At 54.3% G+C, this 22645-nt stretch carries 17 protein-coding genes; 7 read left to right on the forward strand and 10 right to left on the reverse strand.

Annotated elements, in window-relative coordinates; all coding sequences use genetic code 11:
• The 3 genes from hcp to aqpZ form a co-directional block, all read right to left on the reverse strand.
• On the reverse strand, window positions 1-1653 hold the full coding sequence (gene hcp / locus ACW9E7_RS05800) for a hydroxylamine reductase (RefSeq protein ID WP_458727393.1): 1653 nt from the start codon (window positions 1651-1653) through the stop codon (window positions 1-3).
• A 144-nt stretch (window positions 1654-1797) separates the two neighbouring features.
• On the reverse strand, window positions 1798-2697 hold the full coding sequence (locus ACW9E7_RS05805) for a LysO family transporter (protein WP_111963907.1): 900 nt from the start codon (window positions 2695-2697) through the stop codon (window positions 1798-1800).
• Between the two features lie 170 nt (window positions 2698-2867).
• Entirely contained in the window at window positions 2868-3563 is a 696-nt protein-coding gene (aqpZ, locus tag ACW9E7_RS05810; protein ID WP_008499998.1) for an aquaporin Z, read from the reverse strand.
• A 289-nt stretch (window positions 3564-3852) separates the two neighbouring features.
• Here aqpZ and ACW9E7_RS05815 point away from each other — a divergent pair, with 289 nt between their 5' ends.
• Window positions 3853-5511: an ATP-dependent endonuclease gene (locus ACW9E7_RS05815; RefSeq protein ID WP_115874620.1), complete on the forward strand. Its 1659-nt coding sequence runs from the start codon at window positions 3853-3855 to the stop codon at window positions 5509-5511.
• Here ACW9E7_RS05815 and ACW9E7_RS05820 read toward each other — a convergent pair.
• Complete coding sequence (locus tag ACW9E7_RS05820; protein WP_111963909.1) at window positions 5508-6464, reverse strand: VirK/YbjX family protein; 957 nt, start codon at window positions 6462-6464, stop codon at window positions 5508-5510. The genes ACW9E7_RS05815 and ACW9E7_RS05820 overlap by 4 nt on opposite strands.
• A gap of 159 nt (window positions 6465-6623) precedes the next feature.
• Here ACW9E7_RS05820 and macA point away from each other — a divergent pair, with 159 nt between their 5' ends.
• Together macA and macB are read left to right on the forward strand one after the other, a co-directional pair.
• Window positions 6624-7739 (forward strand): macrolide transporter subunit MacA, encoded by a 1116-nt coding sequence (gene macA, locus ACW9E7_RS05825; RefSeq protein ID WP_127730241.1) that lies wholly within the window; start codon window positions 6624-6626, stop codon window positions 7737-7739.
• Window positions 7736-9676, forward strand: coding sequence for a macrolide ABC transporter ATP-binding protein/permease MacB (gene macB / locus ACW9E7_RS05830; RefSeq protein ID WP_115874622.1), 1941 nt, complete (start codon window positions 7736-7738; stop codon window positions 9674-9676). The genes macA and macB overlap by 4 nt, the downstream gene beginning before the upstream one ends.
• A gap of 70 nt (window positions 9677-9746) precedes the next feature.
• Here macB and cspD read toward each other — a convergent pair whose 3' ends face one another.
• Window positions 9747-9968, reverse strand: a complete 222-nt coding sequence (gene cspD / locus ACW9E7_RS05835) for a cold shock-like protein CspD (RefSeq protein ID WP_008499993.1) — start codon at window positions 9966-9968, stop codon at window positions 9747-9749.
• A 267-nt stretch (window positions 9969-10235) separates the two neighbouring features.
• Between cspD and clpS the strand changes: the two genes are divergently transcribed.
• Both clpS and clpA read left to right on the forward strand, forming a co-directional pair.
• Window positions 10236-10556 carry an ATP-dependent Clp protease adapter ClpS gene (gene clpS / locus ACW9E7_RS05840; RefSeq protein WP_006174393.1) on the forward strand — a complete coding sequence of 107 codons (321 nt, stop codon included), beginning with the start codon at window positions 10236-10238 and terminating at the stop codon, window positions 10554-10556.
• A gap of 27 nt (window positions 10557-10583) precedes the next feature.
• Window positions 10584-12863, forward strand: a complete 2280-nt coding sequence (gene clpA / locus ACW9E7_RS05845; RefSeq protein ID WP_014831269.1) for an ATP-dependent Clp protease ATP-binding subunit ClpA — start codon at window positions 10584-10586, stop codon at window positions 12861-12863.
• A gap of 302 nt (window positions 12864-13165) precedes the next feature.
• Here clpA and ACW9E7_RS05850 read toward each other — a convergent pair whose 3' ends face one another.
• On the reverse strand, window positions 13166-14458 hold the full coding sequence (locus ACW9E7_RS05850; RefSeq protein WP_458727394.1) for a hypothetical protein: 1293 nt from the start codon (window positions 14456-14458) through the stop codon (window positions 13166-13168).
• 92 nt (window positions 14459-14550) lie between these two features.
• On the opposite strand from ACW9E7_RS05850, the gene ACW9E7_RS05855 reads away from it, so the two are divergent.
• Both ACW9E7_RS05855 and ACW9E7_RS05860 read left to right on the forward strand, forming a co-directional pair.
• On the forward strand, window positions 14551-16104 hold the full coding sequence (locus tag ACW9E7_RS05855; protein ID WP_458727395.1) for a bifunctional metallophosphatase/5'-nucleotidase: 1554 nt from the start codon (window positions 14551-14553) through the stop codon (window positions 16102-16104).
• A gap of 22 nt (window positions 16105-16126) precedes the next feature.
• The gene (locus ACW9E7_RS05860) at window positions 16127-17653 is read left to right on the forward strand and encodes an aryl-sulfate sulfotransferase (protein ID WP_458727396.1); all 1527 of its coding nucleotides are present in this window, start codon (window positions 16127-16129) and stop codon (window positions 17651-17653) included.
• A 195-nt stretch (window positions 17654-17848) separates the two neighbouring features.
• Here ACW9E7_RS05860 and infA read toward each other — a convergent pair whose 3' ends face one another.
• From infA to cydD, 4 genes are all read right to left on the reverse strand, one after another.
• Window positions 17849-18067 (reverse strand): translation initiation factor IF-1, encoded by a 219-nt coding sequence (infA, locus tag ACW9E7_RS05865; RefSeq protein ID WP_002211347.1) that lies wholly within the window; start codon window positions 18065-18067, stop codon window positions 17849-17851.
• Window positions 18068-18351: 284 nt separating this feature from the next.
• The gene (gene aat / locus ACW9E7_RS05870) at window positions 18352-19056 is read right to left on the reverse strand and encodes a leucyl/phenylalanyl-tRNA--protein transferase (RefSeq protein WP_143344884.1); all 705 of its coding nucleotides are present in this window, start codon (window positions 19054-19056) and stop codon (window positions 18352-18354) included.
• 45 nt (window positions 19057-19101) lie between these two features.
• Window positions 19102-20823 (reverse strand): heme ABC transporter ATP-binding protein/permease CydC, encoded by a 1722-nt coding sequence (gene cydC / locus ACW9E7_RS05875; protein WP_288462817.1) that lies wholly within the window; start codon window positions 20821-20823, stop codon window positions 19102-19104.
• Window positions 20823-22589 carry a heme ABC transporter permease/ATP-binding protein CydD gene (gene cydD / locus ACW9E7_RS05880; RefSeq protein WP_458727397.1) on the reverse strand — a complete coding sequence of 589 codons (1767 nt, stop codon included), beginning with the start codon at window positions 22587-22589 and terminating at the stop codon, window positions 20823-20825. The genes cydC and cydD overlap by 1 nt, the downstream gene beginning before the upstream one ends.
• Between the last annotated feature and the right edge of the window lie 56 nt (window positions 22590-22645).

The raw sequence follows: 22645 nt of genomic DNA on the forward strand, positions 1-22645 counted from the left end.
TTACGCGCTCAGCAGCTGTTTCATATCGTCTTCAACGTTGGTCACGGAACGCAGGCCGAATTTCTCGTTCAGCACGGCCAGCAGGTCCGGCGTCAGGAAGCCTGGCGCGGTCGGTCCGGTCACGATGTTGGTGACGCCAAGAGAGAGCAGGGTCAGCAGGATGACAATCGCTTTCTGCTCAAACCACGAGAGCACCAGCGACAGCGGCAGGTCGTTCACGCCGCAGCCCAGTTTCTCCGCCAGGGTGACCGCCAGAATGATGGCCGAGTAAGCATCGTTACACTGGCCCGCATCGATCAGGCGCGGCAGACCTTCGATGTCGCCGAAGTCCAGCTTGTTGAAACGGTATTTGCCGCATGCCAGGGTCAGGATCAGGCAGTCTTCCGGCACGCTGGTGGCGAAATCGGTGAAGTAGTTACGCTCGCCGCGCGCGCCGTCGCAGCCGCCGACGAGGAAGATGTGGCGCAGCTTTTCACGGCTGACGAGATCGATCAGCGAATCAGCGGCACCCAGCAGGGTTTCACGACCGAAGCCGACGGTAATAAGGTGCGGAATTTCGCTGTACGGGAAGCCCGCCATCTGCTGCGCCTGGGCGATAACCGGACCGAAATCGTCACCTTCAAGATGGCTCACGCCCGGCCAGCCGACGATGCTGCGGGTCCAGATGCGGTCATCGTACGCGCCGACGGTCGGGTCGATGATGCAGTTAGAGGTCATCACGATAGGGCCAGGGAAGCGGGCGAACTCCACCTGCTGGTTCTGCCAGCCGCTGCCGTAGTTACCGATGAGATGCTTAAATTTACGCAGCTCCGGGTAGCCGTGCGCGGGCAGCATTTCACCGTGGGTATAAACGTTAACGCCGGTGCCTTCGGTTTGCTTCAGCAGGTTGTAGAGATCTTTCAGGTCGTGACCGGAAATCAGGATGCACTTGCCTTCGGTAGCCTTGACGTTGACCTGCGTTGGCGTCGGGTGGCCGTAGGTGCTGGTTTCACCGGCGTCCAGAATGCTCATCACCCTGAAGTTCATCTGGCCGATTTCCATTGAGCACTCAAGCAGGGCATTCATATCGGCAGGCCAGGTGCCCAGCCACGCCATGATTTTGTGGTACTGCGCATAAATCTCATTGTCGTACTGACCCAGAACGTGCGCGTGCTCCATATACGCCGCAGCGCCTTTCAGGCCGTACAGGCACAGCAGGCGCAGGCCGAGAATGTTTTCCCCAATCGCCGCTTTGTCTTTGTTCGGGGTGAATTCTGCCGCCTGGCGCTGGAGGTCGCCCAAATCGTTACTGACCAACTGAAGTTCTGACATCGGGTTTTCCACGCGGGCGCTGGCATCCGCCTTCAGGCACTGTGCCTTCAGCGCTTCACGCAGGGCAATCGCTTCGCGGGCGTAGCCGACAATGCGCGGAGAGTCGAAGTTAACGTTGGTCAGCGTGGAGAAAAACGCGCGCGGGGCGAAGCTGTCGACGTAGTGGTCGACTATGCCGTATTCGCGGGCTTTGAACGCCCAGGCGGAAAGGCCTTGCAGAGCCGCAATCAGCAGGTCCTGCAGGTCAGATGTTTCTGCGGTTTTGCCGCACATACCCTGTGCGTAGGAGCAGCCGTTGCCTGCCGGGGTACGGATGGTTTGTTCACATTGCACACAAAACATAATCACACCTGTTAAAGTTATATTTGATATACATGTTTAAGGTTATGCTCGTGCCTGAACGGTGGAAAGGGCTTTCTGCTACAAAATAGAGGGAGATTGATTTAGCGCAATTTTGGCGGCAGGAAACCTACCGCCAAAGAAGTATCAGGCTGAGAAAAAGGCCATCAGAACCGGAACCAGCAGGCTTAAAATGAAGCCGTGAACGATAGCCGCGGGCACCATCTCCAGCCCGCCGGAGCGTTGTAATACCGGCAGGGTAAAGTCCATCGACGTCGCACCGCACAGGCCCAGCGCGGTAGAACGACTGCGGCGAACCAGGCTCGGGATCAGCATGATGGCGATCAGCTCTCGCGCCAGATCGTTAAAGAAGGCGGCGCTACCGATCACCGGGCCGAATGATTCAGTAAGCAGAATACCGGAGAGGGAGTACCAGCCAAAACCTGACGCCATCGCCAGGCCGGTTTTCAGCGGCAGATCGAGCACAAAGGCATTAATGACGCCCGCCACCATGGAACTGGCGACAACAATGACGGCAACCATCATTCCCCGACGGTTCAGGACAATTTGCCTCAGGGTCATGCCATTATTTCGCAGCTGAATACCAATCAGGAACAGCAGGAAGATCAGCGTATATTCACTGGCCTCTGTCGCGTGCTGTAAAAAAGCCCAACCGGTCAGCCCAAGAAGAAAACCGAGCACCACGACGCCGCATAATTTTAATGATTCAAGCGCCATTGCAATTCGTGAAGGAAGCTTTTCCTGATGATGGTGATTTTTCCATGGAATAGTGCGTTCCAGCCACAGCAGCGCAGCAATATTGCACAGCAAAATAACGACTACGGTGACGACAGAATAATGGAGAATTGAGAGTAAATTCGCTGACAGGTTGTCCAGAAATGCCAGGCTAATCCCCATAAAGAAAAGAATCACGTAGACAATCCAGCTGAGGAATCGATTAATGAGCCTTAATGCGGATTCACGATGGAGCGGAATAAGATAGCCCACGATCAAGGGCAACAAAATGATGAGGAGTCCTGAAAACATGAACAGCCGGTCCTTTTTGAGTATCGGTTAAGCGCCAGTGACACTACCCAATAAAGGCTGTTCAGTAAAGCGACAAAAGAAAGCCGGGTAGCGGCTACGCCTTACCCAGCCTACAATTGCACTCTCACGTAGGTCGGGTAAGCGTTAGCGCCACCCGACACCGCGAGCAATTAATCGCGTTTTTCCAGCAGGGTGCGGTACAGCACGCCGCCCAGGATACCACCGATAATTGGCATCACCCAGAACAGCCACAGCTGCTCGAGCGCCCAGCCGCCCTGGAAGATGGCGACGGCGGTACTGCGTGCCGGGTTAACGGAGGTGTTGGTGACCGGAATAGAAATCAGGTGGATAAGCGTCAGCGCCAGACCAATGGCAATCGGGGCAAAACCAGCCGGCGCATGTTTGTCGGTTGCGCCGTGGATCACCAGCAGGAAGCCGGCGGTCAGCACAATTTCAATCACGATGGCAGACAACATGGAGTAGCCGCCCGGAGAATGCTCGCCGAAGCCGTTAGAGGCAAAGCCGCTGGCCGCCGCGTCGAACCCGGCTTTACCGCTGGCAATCACGTACAGAACGCCAGCCGCAATAATACCGCCAACCACCTGCGCCACAATATAACCAATTACCTCTTTCGCCGGAAAACGACCGCCGGCCCATAAACCTAATGTCACGGCCGGGTTAAAATGACCGCCGGAAATATGCCCCACGGCAAACGCCATGGTTAATACGGTTAAACCAAAAGCCAGCGCGACGCCGACAAAACCAATACCTAATTCCGGGAATGCTGCTGCCAGAACGGCACTACCGCAGCCACCAAATACCAGCCAGAATGTACCAAAGCATTCTGCTGCCAATTTTCTAAACATAACCACCTCAAAAATTTTCCGCACGCTTTCCCGCGCGCGGGATATATCGCCATAAAGGGATGACGACTCGAAGAGCCCGTATTTTAGAAACCAACAACATCCCTTCGCCACTTAAATAAATTCGATTAATTTGATTTAAGGCAATGTGATGTCAATCCTTGTTCAAATCAGCGGTAAATAGAGCATAGACCAATTCTTGTAAGGGTGAATGTTATGCTGTCGTGACAGAGCACCTCCCGCTATACTGCTGATAACTTGAAGGAAAAAGTGATCATTTGTCGGGGGATTTATGCTTCTCGAACGTGTGGAAATTGTCGGGTTTCGCGGTATTAACCGCCTGTCACTGCAGCTGGAGCAAAACAACGTCCTGATCGGCGAGAACGCTTGGGGCAAGTCCAGCCTGCTGGATGCATTGACGCTACTGCTTTCGCCCGAGGACGATCTGTATCACTTTGTTCGCGACGATTTCTGGTTTCCCCCCGGCGACGTGACGGGGCGCGAGAAGCACCTGCACATCATCCTGACGTTCCGCGAATCCGAGCCCGGACGTCACCGCGTGCGTCGCTTCCGCCCGCTGTCACCCTGTTGGGTGCCGTGCGATGACGGTTTTCAACGGATTTTCTACCGGCTGGAAGGTGAGATGGCGGAGAACGAGGGGGTACTCACCCTGCGTGATTTTCTCGATGAGAAAGCTAACCCCATCCCGCTGGACAATATCGACGATCTGGCCCGTCACCTGATCCGTCTGACGCCTGTGTTACGCCTGCGCGATGCGCGTTTTATGCGGCGTATTCGTAACGGTACCGTACCCAATATGCCGGAAGTGGAAGTCACCGCCCGCGAGCTGGATTTTCTGGCAAGAGAGCTGGTGTCGCGTCCGCAGAATCTTACTGATGGTCAAATTCGTCAGGGGTTGTCCGCAATGGTACAGCTTCTGGAGCACTATTTTTCCGAACAGGGAACGTCTGAGTCGCGCCATCGCCTGATGCGCCGCCGCTCTCATGATGAGCAGCGAAGCTGGCGTTATCTCGACATCATTAACCGGATGATCGACCGGCCCGGAGGTCGTACCCATCGGGTGATTCTGCTGGGGCTGTTTTCAACGCTTCTGCAGGCCAAAGGCACCGTTCGTCTTGACCGGGACGCCCGACCGCTGCTGCTGGTGGAAGACCCGGAAACGCGCCTCCATCCCATCATGCTCTCCGTGGCATGGCATCTGCTGAATCTGCTGCCGCTCCAGCGTATTACGACCACCAATTCCGGGGAGCTATTATCGCTGACGCCGGTAGAACACGTCTGTCGCCTGGTGCGTGAATCCTCCCGCGTCTCTGCTTTCCGGCTTGGGCCGGGCGGTTTGAACGCGGAAGACGGGCGGCGCATCGCGTTCCATATTCGCTTTAACCGGGCGTCGTCGCTCTTTGCCCGCTGCTGGCTGCTGGTTGAGGGGGAAACGGAAACCTGGGTCATCAACGAACTGGCGCGCCAGTGCGGCCACCATTTTGATGCGGAAGGCATCAAGGTAATCGAGTTCGCCCAGTCGGGATTAAAGCCGCTGATAAAATTTGCCCGCCGGATGGGTATCGAGTGGCACGTTCTGGTCGACGGCGATGAGGCGGGCAAAAAATATGCCTCGACCGTGCGAAGCCTGCTGAGTAACGAGCGAGAGGAAGAGCGCGACCATTTAACTATGCTGCCCGCCATGGACATGGAACACTTTATGTATCGTCAGGGGTTTGACGACGTATTCCACCGAATTGCCATGGTGCCGGTCGATGTCCCGATGAATATGCGGCGCGTGATCGCCAAAGCTATTCATCGTTCCTCAAAACCGGATTTAGCCATTGAAGTGGCGACGGAGGCGGGGAGGCGGGGCGTGGAGGCGGTACCGACCCTGTTGCGGAAGATGTTCTCCCGCGTGCTGTGGCTGGCTCGCGGGAGAGCAGATTAACGTTGGGTCGCCTGTTTCACCTGCTGAATCAGGCTATCCAGCAGCTCGTAGCGGCGGCGATATTCGGAACGCTTTTTGCTGGCGATCTCTTCCATCGGTTTACGCGGCATGACGAGCGGCAGCATAAAGTTACCGCTGTCCTGCTTTTCACCGCCGATGGAGATCCAGAAACTGTCGTAATCGGCCAACAGTTTCCCCTCTTTTTTCTTGCGGTAGCGCCAGCTGCGATAAATGTGCGTATCGTTACTGACGGCGACAATTTGCTCTACCGGGAACGCGGCGCCGAGGGTCATGGCGGCCTCGACCAGCAGACGTTTCGGGAACAGGCCATGGCAGGCTTTCGTCGCACCCTGGATCAGCTCATGCGGAACATGCGCTTTTGCGCCCTGCAAACCGCCAATGAACAGCGTCGATTTTCCCTCAAACTGGCAGAGGGTAAAGGTCATCTCCGCCAGCGCCGTATTTTGACCGTCACAGAAAACGAGGGTAGCTTCTCCCTCTTTATCCATAAACGCATCGGCACACAGACGGACGGTAAATTGCTGTTCATCTTTTCCGGTTAAGGTCAGCAGAGTCACGCCCTGCTTTGAAAGGTAACCACTGGTCAGCTTTGCCGGCAGCTGGCGACACATCATCTGATAGTGCCATGACAGCGATTCCAGCGTACGCTGTCTATCCATATTGACCGTCAACCACGGACGATGAAGGCGGCAGGGCAGTCCCGGCTGAACCTGGAGCATTTGCATCAGGTGCGGATGTTCTGCAAGGTCAGACAGCAGGCGAGCGGTGCTGAGCGGTGTCGCCAGTGAACGCAGCATGAACTTACGTCTGTAGGCGGTTTTTTCCCATGCCAGCCCGGGCGCGATCTCACCGAAAGCCAGTTTTTTGAAGAGCTGCCAGCCGGATTTAGGCTGCGGCAGGTTTGAAAGTGATGTGTCGACGATAGAAGACATGGTAGATCCTGATCCTTTTGGAATATCGCTATTTCAACAGGAGAAATGTCAACGTCTCGTAAACAAATTAGGGCGATTTCAGAGAACAGGGGTTTCGTTGAGGAGTCGTTTAGATAGAATCAACATTTATAATTGCCAGAACATTTATTTGGAATATTTATGAATCTCAAGGGAAAACGCAGAACGCTGTTTCTGCTGCTGGCGGTCGTGGTTTTAGTCGGTGGGTACTGGCTATGGCAGGTGCTGAATGCGCCGGTGCCGCAGTATCAGACACTGATTGTTCGCCCGGGCGAACTGCAGCAAAACGTCCTTGCGACGGGCAAGCTTGACGCTTTGCGCAAGGTTGACGTCGGCGCGCAGGTTAGCGGCCAGCTGAAAACGCTGTCGGTTGAGATTGGCGATAAGGTGAAAAAAGGCCAGCTGCTCGGCGTTATCGACCCTGAGCAGGCTGAGAACCAGATCCGCGAGGTGGAAGCCACGCTGATGGAGCTGCGCGCGCAGCGTGCGCAGGCGCTGGCAGAACGTAACCTGGCGCAGGTGACGCTGACCCGACAGCAGGCGCTGGCCAAAACCCAGGCGATTTCGAAGCAGGATTTAGACACGGCCACCACGGAACTGGCGGTGAAACAGGCGCAGATTGGCACGATTGACGCGCAAATCAAGCGCAATCAGGCCTCGCTGGATACGGCAAAAACCAACCTCGACTACACCAAAATCGTCGCGCCCATGGCGGGTGAAGTGACCCAGATCACTACGCTGCAGGGCCAGACGGTGATTGCCGCGCAGCAGGCGCCAAACATTCTGACGCTGGCGGACATGAGCACTATGCTGGTCAAAGCCCAGGTTTCAGAGGCGGATGTTATCCATCTTAAGCCGGGACAGAACGCCTGGTTTACGGTGCTGGGTGATCCGCAGACGCGCTACGAAGGCGTGCTGAAAGACATTCTGCCGACGCCGGAAAAAGTTAACGACGCTATTTTTTACTATGCCCGCTTTGAGGTGCCAAACCCGCAGGGCGTGCTGCGTCTGGACATGACCGCACAGGTGCATATCCAGCTGACCGGCGTGAAGAACGTGCTGACCATTCCGCTCTCCGCGCTCGGCGAATCCGCCGGGGATAGCCGTTATAAAGTGAAAGTGCTGCGCAACGGCGAAACGCGCGAGCGTGAGGTTGTGATAGGCGCGCGCAACGACACCGACGTGGTGGTGGTGAAAGGACTGGAAGAGGGCGAGGAGGTTGTTGTCAGCGAAAGCCTGCCCGGAGCCGCCAAATGACGGCGCTGCTTGAGCTGAAGGACATTCGTCGCAGCTATCCGTCGGGCGACGGCCCGGTGGAGGTGCTGAAGGGCATCTCCCTGCGCGTGGAGGCGGGCGAGATGGTGGCGATTGTCGGGGCATCGGGTTCCGGTAAATCGACGCTGATGAACATTCTCGGCTGTCTGGATAAACCCACCAGCGGCACGTACCGCGTGGCCGGAACGGATGTCTCCACGCTGAACGGTGACGCGCTGGCGAAGCTGCGCCGGGAACATTTCGGCTTTATCTTCCAGCGTTACCATCTGCTTTCTCATCTTAATGCGGCGCAGAACGTTGAAGTTCCGGCGGTCTATGCGGGCGTCGAGCGGAAAAAACGGCTCGAACGCGCGCAGATGCTGCTGACGCGTCTGGGGCTGGCGGAGCGGGTTGAATACCAGCCCTCGCAGCTGTCCGGCGGGCAGCAGCAGCGCGTGAGTATTGCCCGTGCCCTGATGAACGGCGGGCAGGTGATCCTCGCGGATGAGCCGACCGGGGCGCTCGACAGCCATTCCGGCGAAGAGGTGATGGCGATCCTGCATCAGCTTCGCGATCGGGGGCACACCGTCATCATCGTGACCCACGATCCGCAGGTGGCGGCGCAGGCGGAGCGCATAATTGAGATCCGCGACGGCGAGCTGGTCAGCAACCCGCCGCCGCGTGAGTCCAGAGCTGCGGCATCTAAAGAAGCATTGCCAGCATCAACCGGCTGGGGACAGTTTTCCAGCGGCTTTCGTGAAGCGCTGACCATGGCCTGGCTGGCGATGGCGGCCAATAAAATGCGTACCCTGCTGACGATGCTCGGCATCATTATCGGTATCGCCTCGGTGGTGTCGATTGTGGTGGTGGGCGACGCGGCCAAGCAGCTGGTGCTGGCAGATATCCGCGCTATTGGCACCAATACCATTGACGTCTATCCCGGCAAAGACTTTGGCGACGACGAGCCGCAGTATCAACAGGCACTGAAATACGACGACCTGGCGGCCATTCAGAAGCAGCCATGGGTCAACTCTGCCACGCCTGCGGTGTCACAGAACCTGCGCCTGCGCGTGGGCAATGTTGATGTGGCAGCCAGCGCGAACGGCGTGAGCGGAGACTACTTCAACGTCTACGGTATGACCTTCAGCGAAGGCGCCACCTTCAACGCCGAGCAGCTGGCGGGCAGGGCGCAGGTAGTGGTGCTGGACGCGAATTCGCGCAGACAGCTCTTCCCCAATAAAGCCAACGTGGTGGGCGAAGTGATCCTGGTCGGCAACATGCCTGCCACGGTTATCGGCGTGGCGGAAGAGAAGCAGTCGATGTTTGGCAGCAGCAAGATCCTGCGCGTCTGGCTGCCCTATACCACCATCTCCGGGCGGATTATGGGGCAGTCCTGGCTCAACTCCATCACCGTGCGCGTGAAGGAGGGCTACGACAGCGCGCTGGCCGAACAGCAGCTTGAGCGGCTGTTAACCCTGCGCCACGGGAAGAAAGATTTCTTCACCTGGAATATGGACGGCCTCTTGAAAACGGCGGAAAAGACCACACGTACTCTTCAGCTGTTCCTCACGCTGGTGGCGGTGATTTCGCTGGTCGTCGGCGGTATCGGGGTGATGAATATCATGCTGGTGTCGGTAACCGAACGTACCCGGGAGATTGGCATCCGCATGGCGGTCGGGGCCCGGGCCAGCGACGTGCTGCAGCAGTTTTTGATTGAAGCCGTGCTGGTGTGTCTGGTCGGCGGTGCGATGGGGATTGCGCTCTCGATGATGATCGCCTTCGCGCTCCAGCTCTTTTTACCCGGCTGGGAAATTGGCTTCTCGCCGGTGGCCATTATTACCGCATTCTTGTGTTCAACCTTTACCGGCATTTTGTTTGGCTGGTTGCCCGCCCGCAACGCGGCGCGGCTGGATCCGGTGGACGCGCTGGCTCGGGAATAACCCGAAAATAAAAATGCCAGCCGATCGGGCTGGCATTTTGACTGCGGGATGTACACAATAAAACAGAGAGCTATGCAACCGTCTCAGCTTCAATGGGGACGATAAGGCTGGCATGATTGCCTTTTGGTCCCTGGTGAACATCGAACCGGACGGACTGCCCGGCTTTGAGCGTTCTGTAACCATCCATCTGAATGGTGGAATAGTGAGCGAAGATATCCTCGCCGCCGCCTTCGGGGCAGATGAAGCCAAACCCTTTGGCGTTGTTGAACCACTTAACAGTACCCATTTCCATGCTTCGACATCCTTCGTAAATCTTATAAGTTAAGATGGAATGAACCGGTGGTGGAGTGGGGGCTGTTCAAAACCTCGCCATCTCACGCTTGTACAATTTAGAGAAACGAAAGAAGTCGTCAAGCGTTTGGCGCTGGAGATGGGACAATAATCAACCAAAGTTTGAAGCAGTTAACGCTATTGCAACAGTTTGTGACAGACATCGCGGATGACAGTAATAGATGATTGTTATCTAACATCTGAGGTAGATTCAAAGTGGTTATGCATAATGGGTAAGACCAACGATTGGCTGGATTTTGACCAGCTGGCGGAAGACAAAGTGCGCGACGCGCTAAAACCGCCATCTATGTATAAAGTTATGTTAATGAACGATGATTACACGCCGATGGAATTTGTTATTGACGTGCTACAAAAGTTCTTTTCTTATGATGTAGAACGTGCAACGCAACTGATGCTTACCGTTCATTATCGTGGCAAAGCTATCTGCGGCATCTTCACAGCCGAAGTGGCGGAAACCAAAGTGGCGATGGTGAACGACTATGCGAGGGAGAACGAGCATCCGTTGCTGTGTACGCTGGAAAAGGCCTGATAAGGCATAAAATTGGGGGAGGTGCCTATGCTCAATCAAGAACTGGAACTCAGTTTAAACATGGCTTTCGCCAGAGCGCGTGAGCACCGACATGAGTTTATGACCGTCGAGCATTTACTGCTCGCACTGCTTAGCAACCCATCTGCCCGCGAAGCGCTGGAAGCCTGCTCCGTGGATCTGGTGGCGCTACGTCAGGAACTCGAAGCCTTCATCGAACAAACCACACCGGTGCTGCCAGCCAGTGAAGAAGAGCGCGACACGCAGCCGACGCTCAGCTTCCAGCGCGTGCTGCAGCGCGCGGTATTCCACGTCCAGTCTTCCGGGCGTAGCGAAGTGACTGGCGCAAACGTCTTGGTCGCCATCTTCAGCGAGCAGGAGTCACAGGCTGCCTATCTGCTGCGCAAACACGAAGTCAGCCGCCTCGACGTGGTTAACTTTATCTCTCACGGAACGCGCAAAGATGAGCCTAACCAGGCATCGGATTCCAGCAATCAGGTCAATAACAATGAAGAGCAAGCAGGCGGGGAGGATCGTATGGAAAACTTCACCACCAACCTTAACCAGCTTGCTCGCGTTGGCGGTATCGACCCGCTGATTGGTCGCGATAAAGAGCTGGAGCGCGCGATCCAGGTGCTGTGCCGTCGCCGCAAGAACAACCCGCTGCTGGTGGGGGAGTCAGGCGTGGGTAAAACCGCGATTGCCGAAGGGCTTGCCTGGCGCATTGTGCAGGGCGATGTGCCGGAAGTGATTGCCGACTGCACCATCTACTCGCTGGATATCGGCTCGCTGCTGGCGGGCACAAAATACCGCGGTGATTTTGAAAAACGCTTCAAGGCGCTGTTGAAACAGCTGGAGCAGGACACCAACAGCATCCTGTTTATCGATGAAATTCACACCATCATCGGGGCAGGTGCGGCCTCCGGTGGCCAGGTGGATGCCGCGAACCTGATCAAACCGCTGCTCTCCAGCGGCAAGATCCGCGTGATTGGCTCCACCACCTACCAGGAGTTCAGCAACATCTTTGAGAAAGACCGTGCGCTGGCGCGCCGCTTCCAGAAAATCGACGTGACCGAACCGTCCGTCGAGGAAACGGTGCAGATCATCAACGGCCTGAAGCCGAAGTACGAAGCGCACCACGACGTGCGTTACACCGCGAAAGCGGTACGTGCGGCGGTGGAGCTGGCGGTGAAATACATCAATGACCGTCATCTGCCGGATAAGGCGATTGACGTGATTGATGAGGCCGGGGCGCGTGCGCGCCTGATGCCGGCCAGCAAGCGTAAGAAAACCGTTAACGTGGCGGATATTGAGTCCGTGGTGGCCCGCATCGCGCGTATCCCCGAGAAGAGTGTTTCTCAGAGCGACCGCGACACGCTGCGCACCCTCGGTAATCGCCTGAAAATGCTGGTCTTTGGTCAGGATAAAGCCATTGAGGCCTTAACCGAAGCGATCAAGATGGCCCGTGCCGGGCTGGGGCATGAGCACAAGCCTGTTGGTTCCTTCCTGTTTGCCGGCCCGACCGGCGTGGGGAAAACCGAGGTAACGGTTCAGCTCTCCAAAGCGCTGGGCATTGAGCTGCTGCGCTTTGATATGTCCGAGTATATGGAGCGTCACACCGTCAGCCGTTTGATTGGTGCGCCTCCTGGCTACGTGGGCTTTGACCAGGGCGGCCTGCTCACCGACGCGGTGATCAAGCACCCGCACGCGGTACTGCTGCTCGATGAAATCGAGAAAGCGCACCCGGACGTGTTCAACATCCTGCTGCAGGTGATGGACAACGGGACGCTGACCGACAACAACGGGCGCAAAGCTGACTTCCGCAACGTGGTGCTGGTAATGACCACTAACGCCGGGGTGCGAGAAACCGAGCGTAAGTCCATCGGCCTTATCCACCAGGATAACAGCACCGATGCGATGGAGGAGATCAAGAAGATCTTCACGCCGGAGTTCCGTAACCGTCTGGACAACATTATCTGGTTCGATCACCTGTCTACCGAGGTGATCCATCAGGTCGTGGATAAATTCATCGTCGAGCTGCAGGTTCAGCTGGATCAGAAAGGCGTGTCGCTGGAAGTGAGCCAGGAGGCCCGAAACTGGCTGGCCGAGAAAGGCTACGACCGTGCGATGGGCGCCCGTCCAATGGCGCGTGTAATTCAGGACAACCTGAAGAAACCGCTGGCGAACGAGCTGCTGTTTGGCTCGCTGGTGGACGGCGGCCAGGTGACCGTGGCGCTGGATCAGGCGAAGAACGAACTCACGTACGATTTCCAGAGTGCGGCGAAGCACAAGCCGGAAGCGGCTCACTGAGTGAGTGGAAGGCTAATGTTAGAAACCGGGCATTTGCCCGGTTTTTTTATTCCTGCTTTTCTCCCTCTTACAGTGGGAGAGGGCCGGGATGACGGCATCAGGCCGCAGAGGAATTTTGCGAGGCGCTTTCCACTTTTGTTCGACGTTGGTTTCTGGATAAATCCACAGTAATAAAATGGCGGCGAACCTGCAAATCAGGTGTCAGGACTGGCATCCTGTAAGTGTATGAATTGACAATCTTACGTGCTCACCTTAACGTACGTTATTGCCTGGAGCCGGTCTATAAGACGTAAAATACGGGCTCACAGAATCAATTTTTGGTTATAAATACAGCCAAGACCCACTAAATGCTGGCTCACAACCCGGGCTCCATAGTTATGACACTGTAATGACCATGGATGGGCTTTCAGCCAGGCACCAAATGCAGTGCAGGGTGCAAGCGTAATCAAAGCGGGTACCGCTGTACTTTGCTGTCCGGTTAGGAGGCCAATCATCTTGCATCTCTCGCCATTATCCCAGCGCTCCCATACATTCTTCCACCATCCCATTTTCCAGCTGCCAGTCAGGTAAAATGACTTTTCAGAGAGCATGGCAGTTTCAGGCTTTTCAGACACAAACCACAGATTGGTTTTTCCAAGGCGAACCTCTGTTGACCAGGCCGTAATTGCACCGCCACGCAAGACGCACTCATGCGCGAGATAATGATCGGTTACACCCGGGAATCGTCGTTTTAATCGCTGAAAATGACTGTGTATGGTTATGACAGGACGGACTATGCTTCCCCGGTCGTTTCGCTTAAGTTCGGCGCTACCGTACTGAATTTCATCGAACTGACTCCGCGTCAGAAATTGCTTCTCTTGTTCACGAATAAGATCAACATCGCTCGACGGTAATATCGCAGAAGGGCTGGGCTGTGAGCTTTTATAGAGCAACGAATCGCCTGCTTTCCAGTCGCTATAGTTAGTTGTGATTTGCATAATTTTCCCTGAATCAGCATCGGCGCTGATCACAACATATAATTTCTGCCTCGCAGCGCGGCCCTGAAACGGTATTACCATCGTCGTCGTTGACACCCTTGTTAATCCAGGGACAGAGGCATGAAGAACGTGTTCAAACCCGTTAACCGCTTGTGCAAGCGCCCTTTGGTTTGTCGTTTCACCAGAATGCACGCCTTGTTCGAGCCGGGAAAGAAGGGTGATATTTTTATCCTGACATTGAGCATTGTCATAGTGTGGAGTAAACACATAGCGGCAGGTACAACATTGAAGGCGTGGGGTTCTGGCTTTTGTGTATCCATAGTGAATGATGCGAGTTGTAAAACAGCGAGGACAACCTTGTCCTGTATTTCCCAATTTTTGTTGCATGAAGTGTCTGAACCACTCGTCACATTCTTTTTTATTAAACAAGGGCGGAAGGCTGCCACATTTTTGACATTCAAGAGCAGCGTAGCCGAGACGATAAACAGGAACAACATAATCACTCGCATCGGGTATTCCAAGATTAGGGCATGACCAGCTTTTACAAACATTCAGGTCTATTTTTGGAGCGCATTCCATGCATATCACCAACTGATTCTGTGAGTCGATGATTTTCACGCCTCTCTTTTTTATATGCCGTGAGAAAGTTCACAAAATCTGTTTTTTGCTAATCGATAATGAAACTCTTCTTTTAATTAGAGAGTTGAAATATGAAAAAAACAGTAATCGCAGTTTTATTATTGTCGGGATATGCTTCGCTAAGTCCAGCGCAGGACGTTACCGTCATTTATACTAATGATCTGCATGCCCATGTTGAGCCTTATAAACTCCCCTATGTTGCAGAGGGAAAAAGAGCTGTGGGTGGTTTTGCAAATATTGCAACATACGTTAAGCAAGAAAAGAAAAACAATAAGGCTACTTTTTATTTCGATGCTGGGGATTATTTTACCGGTCCGTATATCAGTAGCCTGACAAAAGGGAAGGCAATCATAGATATTATGAATACAATGTCATTTGATGCTGCGTCTGTCGGCAATCATGAGTTCGATCATGGTTGGGATAATACCCTTATACAGCTCAGTCAGGCTAAATTCCCGATACTGTTAGGGAACGTCTTTTATAAAAACAGTAATGTCCTCTTCTGGAATAATCCCTATACCATCATCGAAAAGGATGGCATTAAAATTGGGGTTATTGGGTTGCACGGTGTGTTTGCGTTCGATGATACCGTTTCATCGTCAATGCGTCAGGGGATTGAAGCGCGTGACGAGGTGAAATACCTCCAGCGGTATCTGGATGAACTCCGTGGAAAAGTGGATATTACCGTTGCACTCATGCATGAAGGTTTCCCTGCACGCCAGTCCAGTATCGGCAATACAGACGTGAAGCGCGCCCTTGATAAGGATATTCAGACGGCTAAGCAGGTGAAGGGCCTGGATATTCTGATTACCGGACATGCGCATGTTGGAACAGTGGAGCCGCTCAAAGTAGGCAACACGTTGGTACTTTCGACTGACAGTGGGGGGATTGATATCGGTAAGCTGGTTCTCGATGTGGATCTAAAAACGCATCACCATAAAATAAAAAGCTTCGAACTTAAAACCCTGTATGCCGATGAATGGAAACCCGATCCGGCAACTCAGAGCGTTATTGATACCTGGAATAAAAAACTGTCCGAAACGGTTCGCCAAAAAGTTGGTGAGACGCCTGTTACGCTTACGCGCGCCTATGGTGAATCATCTTCACTTGGAAATTTATTTACCGATGCAATGCTTGCTGCAGCGCCTGATGCGCAGCTGGCGCTCACTAATTCAGGTGGTCTTCGCGCAGACTTGAATGCCGGTCCGATAACCCTTGGCGATGTTATCAGCGCTTTTCCGTTTCCAAATGAGCTAACTGTCATGGATTTGAAAGGGAAATCCTTACGCAATCTTATGGAACACGGTGCGTCACTTACAAATGGTGTTTTGCAGATGTCGAAAGGACTGGAAATGCGATACGACCAACATAAACCTGTTGGGCACCGCGTTGTGCTATTTACGCTTAATGGTAAGCCGATTGTAGATACTGATACCTATCGCGTAGCGACAAATAGTTTCCTTGCCCCTGGGGGCGATGGTTTTACCGCATTTATCGATGGTCAGAACAAACAGGTAAAAGGTGGGTATAACCTTTCTGATGCGGTTATTGATTATCTGGTGAAAGGAAATAAGATCATTCCCCAACAGGTGAAAGAAATGCGAGTAAAAGAAGTTAAACAGTAATAGTTAACAACAGGTGAACTACATGGCAATTACCTATCTTGGAATGGATCTCGCGCCTGCAAATAACCAGCTTGCAGTATATCTGAAGTTTAGAATTGATGAGGCGGTAACATATTCCTATACAGTTTTGGGAAGATTAACTTGCGCATCAAGTTTAGATTTTACGTATTCATCAAATGACATTATCTCTTTACCTGAGATAAAAATTCCGGTTATTGGACTTTACGCAAACTATCTTAATCAAGTGCAGGTTGTTTTTAAAAACCTTAGCGGAGTGGAAATTTTTAACCAAACTATTCAGGTAAGCACACAGGAACAAGTCTATCGCGATGCGACAATTTTCCATATCGATATTGAGCAAACGGATCCCACTAAGTTTGCGGCCGTATGGGGAAATAGTTGGTTAATGACCACCAATTGTGATGGTTACGACCAAAATGGCGATCTTCGTTGCTATTATGCTCAGCCCTATCGTAATCAGATGCTAAAAACGCATAATGGTTATTTCTATATCGGAAGTGATGAAGATGAACACTGGTATGGTCGACGCTTTTTTAAAATTGATATTTTAGGCAATGAGATTCTGGAATTTGATTTACGTGACCGCGATGGCAACCGCTATGCTAATACCCACGATCTGATCTGGGATTCAGCCGGTAATCTTTTCATGATTGGTAATGATAACCCGGATCGTTCGACCAATACGATGAGGCAGGATGCATCAATTTTAAAATTTGATGAAAAGACAGGCATGATGCTGTGGGCAAAAAATTATACGCGTGCATTCGATAATACGCAGATCCTGAATAATAGCCCGACAAACGATGCTCACCTTAACTCGCTTTCGTGGATCCCCGAGGGTGAAGCAAACTCTGAAGCGATTGTTGTCCATACTCGCTCTGCAGGCCTGACGTTTGGTATTTCTCCTGCCGATGGTACGATATTATGGAGTATTAATACCGGTGGATTTAACCCTGGTTTCGCAGCGGGGCAGGGCGTTACGCAGATAGAAACTTCCGGTATTACGAATTTTGAAAATGGTGCTCATACCGTATTCGTCACTAAAAATAGCGCTTTTGCTGGATTAAACAATGAGGCCGAAGGCAAATTCGTTCTTTCGCTATTTGATAATCGCTCCTGCGTTGATAATGAAGGAAACGCGGTTACTCGTGATATTACTCTTGATCCAACGGCTGATGTTTACAAAACCGATCCTGCAAGGGTCATGTTCTATGCTGTTGATCTGGTTGCCAAAACAGCAACTCAGACAGGTAGCATTATCCAGTTACCTTCCTCTCGCGTTCCTCAAATCACTGATTTTATGGGGGCTGCAATCGATTATGGTGACTACTATGGCATCTACACCAACCACGCTCGCTCTTTCTTTATCAGTGATGCGACAGGCCATATTATTGCCACAATCTACGATCTGATTTGTACTCTGGATGGCTATCCCGAGTTTCCGGGCGAGTGCTATCGGGCAAGGTTGTTTGCGAAAGACGAGCTTGATGCTTTGATAAATATAGGTTACCAGGTGGCAAACGGCTGAAAGCATAGCGAGACACAGCCATTAAAGGACATTGCGGCTGCTAATGTCGGTCACTTTCAGTGGCTGGCATTGCTGTCGAACAGACAGCCCTGACGCTGAATCGAATGGTCAAATAATCGCCTGCAGCACAAAAAAGTAAGGCCGGGAAAATCCCGGCCTTATTTAATATTCATCTGCCATTACAGGCGAAAACAATTAGCGACTACGGAAGACAATGCGGCCTTTGCTCAGGTCGTACGGGGTCAGTTCAACAGTCACTTTGTCGCCCGTCAAAATGCGGATGTAGTTTTTGCGCATTTTACCGGAGATGTGCGCAGTTACCACGTGACCGTTTTCCAGCTCTACGCGAAACATGGTATTAGGCAACGTATCAAGTACGGTACCCTGCATTTCAATATTGTCTTCTTTGGCCATCTAATCCTCTGGGGTATCACTACCAAGTTTTGAACCGGCAAGATAATGCCGAAATTCATCAATTAAGTAAAGAATTGCGCGATTAAAACGCAGCAAAACAGTTTCGGCGCATTGCCCAAGCGTCACGGTACAACCGAACAGGAAGCGCATTCGTAAAGGGGAGACAACAGGATAAACGTCAGGACGTTATCTGAAGCGAGGGTCCCAAACGGCGGCGGGGCAACAGGCAGAAGCTACTCTGCGGCATAATTATAACACCCTCACAAAAAATATGCGGAAAACATTTAGGCATTGGGCATAAAGAGCGTTCTCGGTATCCAGAAGTCGCGGGGGAGCTTCTCCTGACGGCTGACATCCAGATGCTCAATGTACTGGCGTCGCGGGATCTCAACGGCACCGAGAGAGGCCGTGTGCTCGTTGAGCACCTGACAATCGATCAGGCGTCCGCCGCGCTGGGCAAATGCCTGGCAGAAGACCAGCAGCGCCGTTTTCGAGGCGTTAACCGCGCGGGAGAACATCGACTCACCGCAAAACAGCGTGCCCTGCGCCACGCCATACATGCCGCCGACGAGTGCTCCGCCGTCCCACACCTCGATTGAGTGGGCGTAGCCAAGCTCATGAAGCTGGTGGTAGGCGGTAATAATATCGCGGGTTATCCATGTTCCCTCAAAGCGGTCTTCGGCACAGCCTTCAATGACCTGACCAAAGGCGTGATTAAGGGTGACGCGGTACGGTGATTTTGCATGGAAACGCTTCATGCTGCGGCTCAGGTGAAACTGATCTGGCCACAGCACGGCGCGCGGATCGGGAGACCACCATAAAATCGGATCGCCGGGAGAAAACCAGGGGAAGATACCGCGCTGGTATGCCATCAATAGTCGAGCAGGACTGAGGTCACCGCCAAGGGCCAGCAGCCCATTGGGCTCACGCAGCGCCCCTTCCGGAGAAGGGAACGCGATGTTATGACGAGAAAGCTGGACCAGGCGCATGACAGCAAAACTCCAGTACGCGAGTGAGGACGCTACAAATATAGTCTACAGACGCTGTTTAAACTGGTAGTAGCGACCCTGTTTCGCCAACAGCTCTGCGTGACTACCTTGCTCAATAATGTGTCCGTTGTCCATCACAATTATCCGATCAAAACTCGCCAGTCCGCGCAGGCGATGCGTGACCATCAGGACGGTTTTACCGGTCATGACATTGGCCAGCAAATCAAGGATTTGGCTCTCGGTCGTGGCGTCAAGCCCTTCGGTGGGCTCGTCAAGCAGCATCAGCGGCGCATCGTGCAGCAGCGCGCGCGCAATTGCCAGACGGCGCAGTTCACCGCCGGAGAGCTGACGGCCGCCTTCGCCCAGCCAGCTGTTCAGCCCGTCGTCCTCAAGCAGTTTTTGCAGCCCGACCTGCTCCAGCACGGCGCGAAGCGTATCATCAGTGGCCTCTGGGGCTGCCAGCAGCAGGTTATCGCGCAGGGTGGCGCTAAACAGATGCACGCGCTGCGGAACGACGCTGACGGTTTTGCGCAGGGCTTGCTCGCTAAAATCGATCAGCGACGTGTTATTAAAACGAATCTGACCGCGCTGCGGATCCCAGGCGCGGGTCAGCAGCTGCAGCAGCGTCGATTTACCGCAGCCGGTACGGCCGAGGATCGCAATCCGCTGTCCGGCATTAACAGAAAGGGTGATACCCTCCAGCGCGTTCTGTGCCTGTTTGTCATAGCTGAAGGTGACATCGTCAAGCGTCAGCGCAACCTGCTCTGGTACCGCGGTCTGTCCGGCACTGAACGTGACTTCAGGCTCCTGCTCGGCAATCTGGGTGATGCGCAGGGCAGAGGCGATAACCTGACCCAGGTGCTGGAAGGCGCCCGTCACCGGGGCCAGCGCTTCAAATGCGGCCAGCGCACAGAAAACGAAAAGGGCAATAAGAGGACCCGGCTGTGTATTTCCCCCGATATCGCCGGAAGCCAGCCACAGCATGGCAATCACCGCCACACCGCCGATTAGCATCATTAGCGCTTGAGAAAAAGCCGTCAGTTCCGACTGGCGGCGCTGGGCTTCATGCCAGTTTAGCTCCGTACTTTCCATGCGGGCGCGGTAGCGCTTGCTGGCACCAAAAATGGTCAGCTCTGCCTGGCCCTGAAGCCAGGAGGTCAGCTGCTGTCGATAGTCCCCACGCAGACGAGTCAGGTTTTCCCCGGTGGATTTCCCGGCGCGGTAAAACAGCGGCGGTAGAACGATAAGCGTTAACAGCATTATCCCGCCCAGCGTCAGCGCAACGGGAACATCCAGAACAGACAGCCCCAGCGTGACCACCACAATCACCACAAACGCGCCCACGATGGGGGAAATTACGCGCAGATAAAGATGATCCAGCGTGTCGACATCCGCCACCACGCGGTTAAGCAACTCGCCCTGACGAAAACGCGCCAGCCCGGCAGGGGAGAGGGGCAGCAGTTTGCTGAAGGTGTAGATACGCAGGTGCTGCAGCACGCGGAAGGTGGCGTCGTGGCTCACCAGGCGTTCGAAATAGCGTCCGGCAGTACGGGTGATGGCGGTACCGCGAACCCCGGCAGCCGGAAGCATATAGTTGAAGCTGTATAAACCGGCGAACCCTGCGACGGCCGAGGCCGACAGGAACCAGCCAGAAAGCGTGAGCAGGCCAATGCTGGCGAGCAGCGTGACAATCGCCAGCACAATCCCCAGCGTCAGCATCCATTTATGGCGTTTATAGAGCGCAAGATAAGGCAGCAGAGCGCGCATCAGATATCCTCCTGACGGTTCGCCAGCAGGGCGGCAAATGGTCCCTGGGCGGCAACGAGAGAGGCGTAATCGCCTTGCTCAACAATACGACCGTTCTCCATGACCCAGATCTGGTCCCAGTCGGCAATGCCTTCCAGCTGATGGGTGACCATCAGGGTAGTTTGCTGCCGGGAGGCGGCGTTCAGGGCTTCCATTACGCGCTGCTCGCTGTGGGCATCCAGGCTGGCGGCGGGCTCGTCCAGCAGCATCAGCTGGCATGGGTTAAGCAGCGCTCGGGCAACGGCCACGCGCTGCGCCTGCCCGACCGACAGCCCGGCGGACTGATCGCCGACCACGGTATCCACCCCTTTCGGCAGCAGCGGCAGAAATTCGCTGACCCAGGCGCGGTCGAGAACCGATTGCAGCTCATCTTCACGCGCATCCGGGCGCGCCAGAAGCACGTTTTCACGCAGCGTAGAAGCCGGGAGCTGCGGGTTTTGTCCTACCCAACTGAGCTGTTTACGCCAGGCGTCAGGCTCGAGGTTGCGCAGTTCGGTTTTGTTGATCCGCAGTGAACCCGTGTAGGCCATAAAACCGGATAGCGCGTTCAGTAGAGAGCTTTTCCCGGAACCGCTGGTGCCGACGAGCACCACGCGTTGTCCGGCAGGTAAGGTAAAGTTCAGCGGACCGGCGAGGACTTTGCCTTCGGGCGACAGAATGGAAAAGTCCTGCGCTTCAATCGTCACCGGATCTTTAGCATTCAGCGTTACGTCACCCCGCTCCGGGTGGGCCAGCGGCGTTTCCAGAAACATTTTCAGGCTATCGGCGGCGCCAACCGCCTGCGCTTTGGCGTGATAGAAGGTTCCCAGATCGCGAAGCGGCTGGAAAAATTCCGGCGCCAGGATCAGCGCCAGGAAACCGGCAGAAAGAGTCACTGTCGTGCCGTAATGGCCGAAATCCAGCGCGCCAAGGTAGGAGAAGCCGAAGTAGACCGCCACGAGGGCAATCGACAGCGAGGTGAAGAATTCCAGTACGCCGGAAGATAAGAAGGCGAGGCGTAAGACTTCCATGGTGCGCTGACGGAAGTCCTGCGACGCCAGGCGAATATTTTCGGTTTCCGCTTCACCGCGGCCAAAGATGCGCAATGTCTCCATGCCGCGAAGACGATCGAGGAAATGGCCACTCAGGCGACCCAATGCCAGGAAGTTACGGCGGTTGGCATCCGCTGCCCCCATCCCGACCAGCGCCATAAATAGCGGGATCAGCGGGGCGGTTCCCATCAGAATCAGCGCCGCCATCCAGTTCACCGGGAAGATAGCGATAACGATCAGCAGCGGAACGAAGACGGCAAGGGCCATCTGCGGCAGATAGCGCGCGTAGTAGTCGTGCATATCGTCAATCTGCTCAAGGATCAGCGTCGCCCAGCTACCGGCCGGTTTACCCTGGATCCAGGCGGGCCCGGCTTCCTGAAGCCTGTCGAGCACCTGACGGCGGATCTCGTAACGGATGTGCTGTCCGGCGTGAAAACCGACGCGCTCACGCAGCCATACCACCCAGGCGCGCAGAACAAAAATCAGGATCAGGACAATAAAGGGCAGCAGGAGCGCTTCGCGTGGAATGTTCTCCATGATCATGTGATTAAGAATGCGGGCCAGCAGCCATGCCTGGGCAACAATCAACAGACCGCTAACGAATCCCAGGAGACGGGAAATCGTAAGCCAGCGGCGGGAAATAACGCTTTGCTGTTTCAGCCAGCGTGTTAACTCTTGTTGACGGGTTTTTTCCATTGCGTACTTTGCAGGTGACGTTATTAGAAGTTGGGCAGCGCAATGTTACAACGGGG

It is taken from the genome of Enterobacter sp. H2G27 (assembly GCF_054403075.1).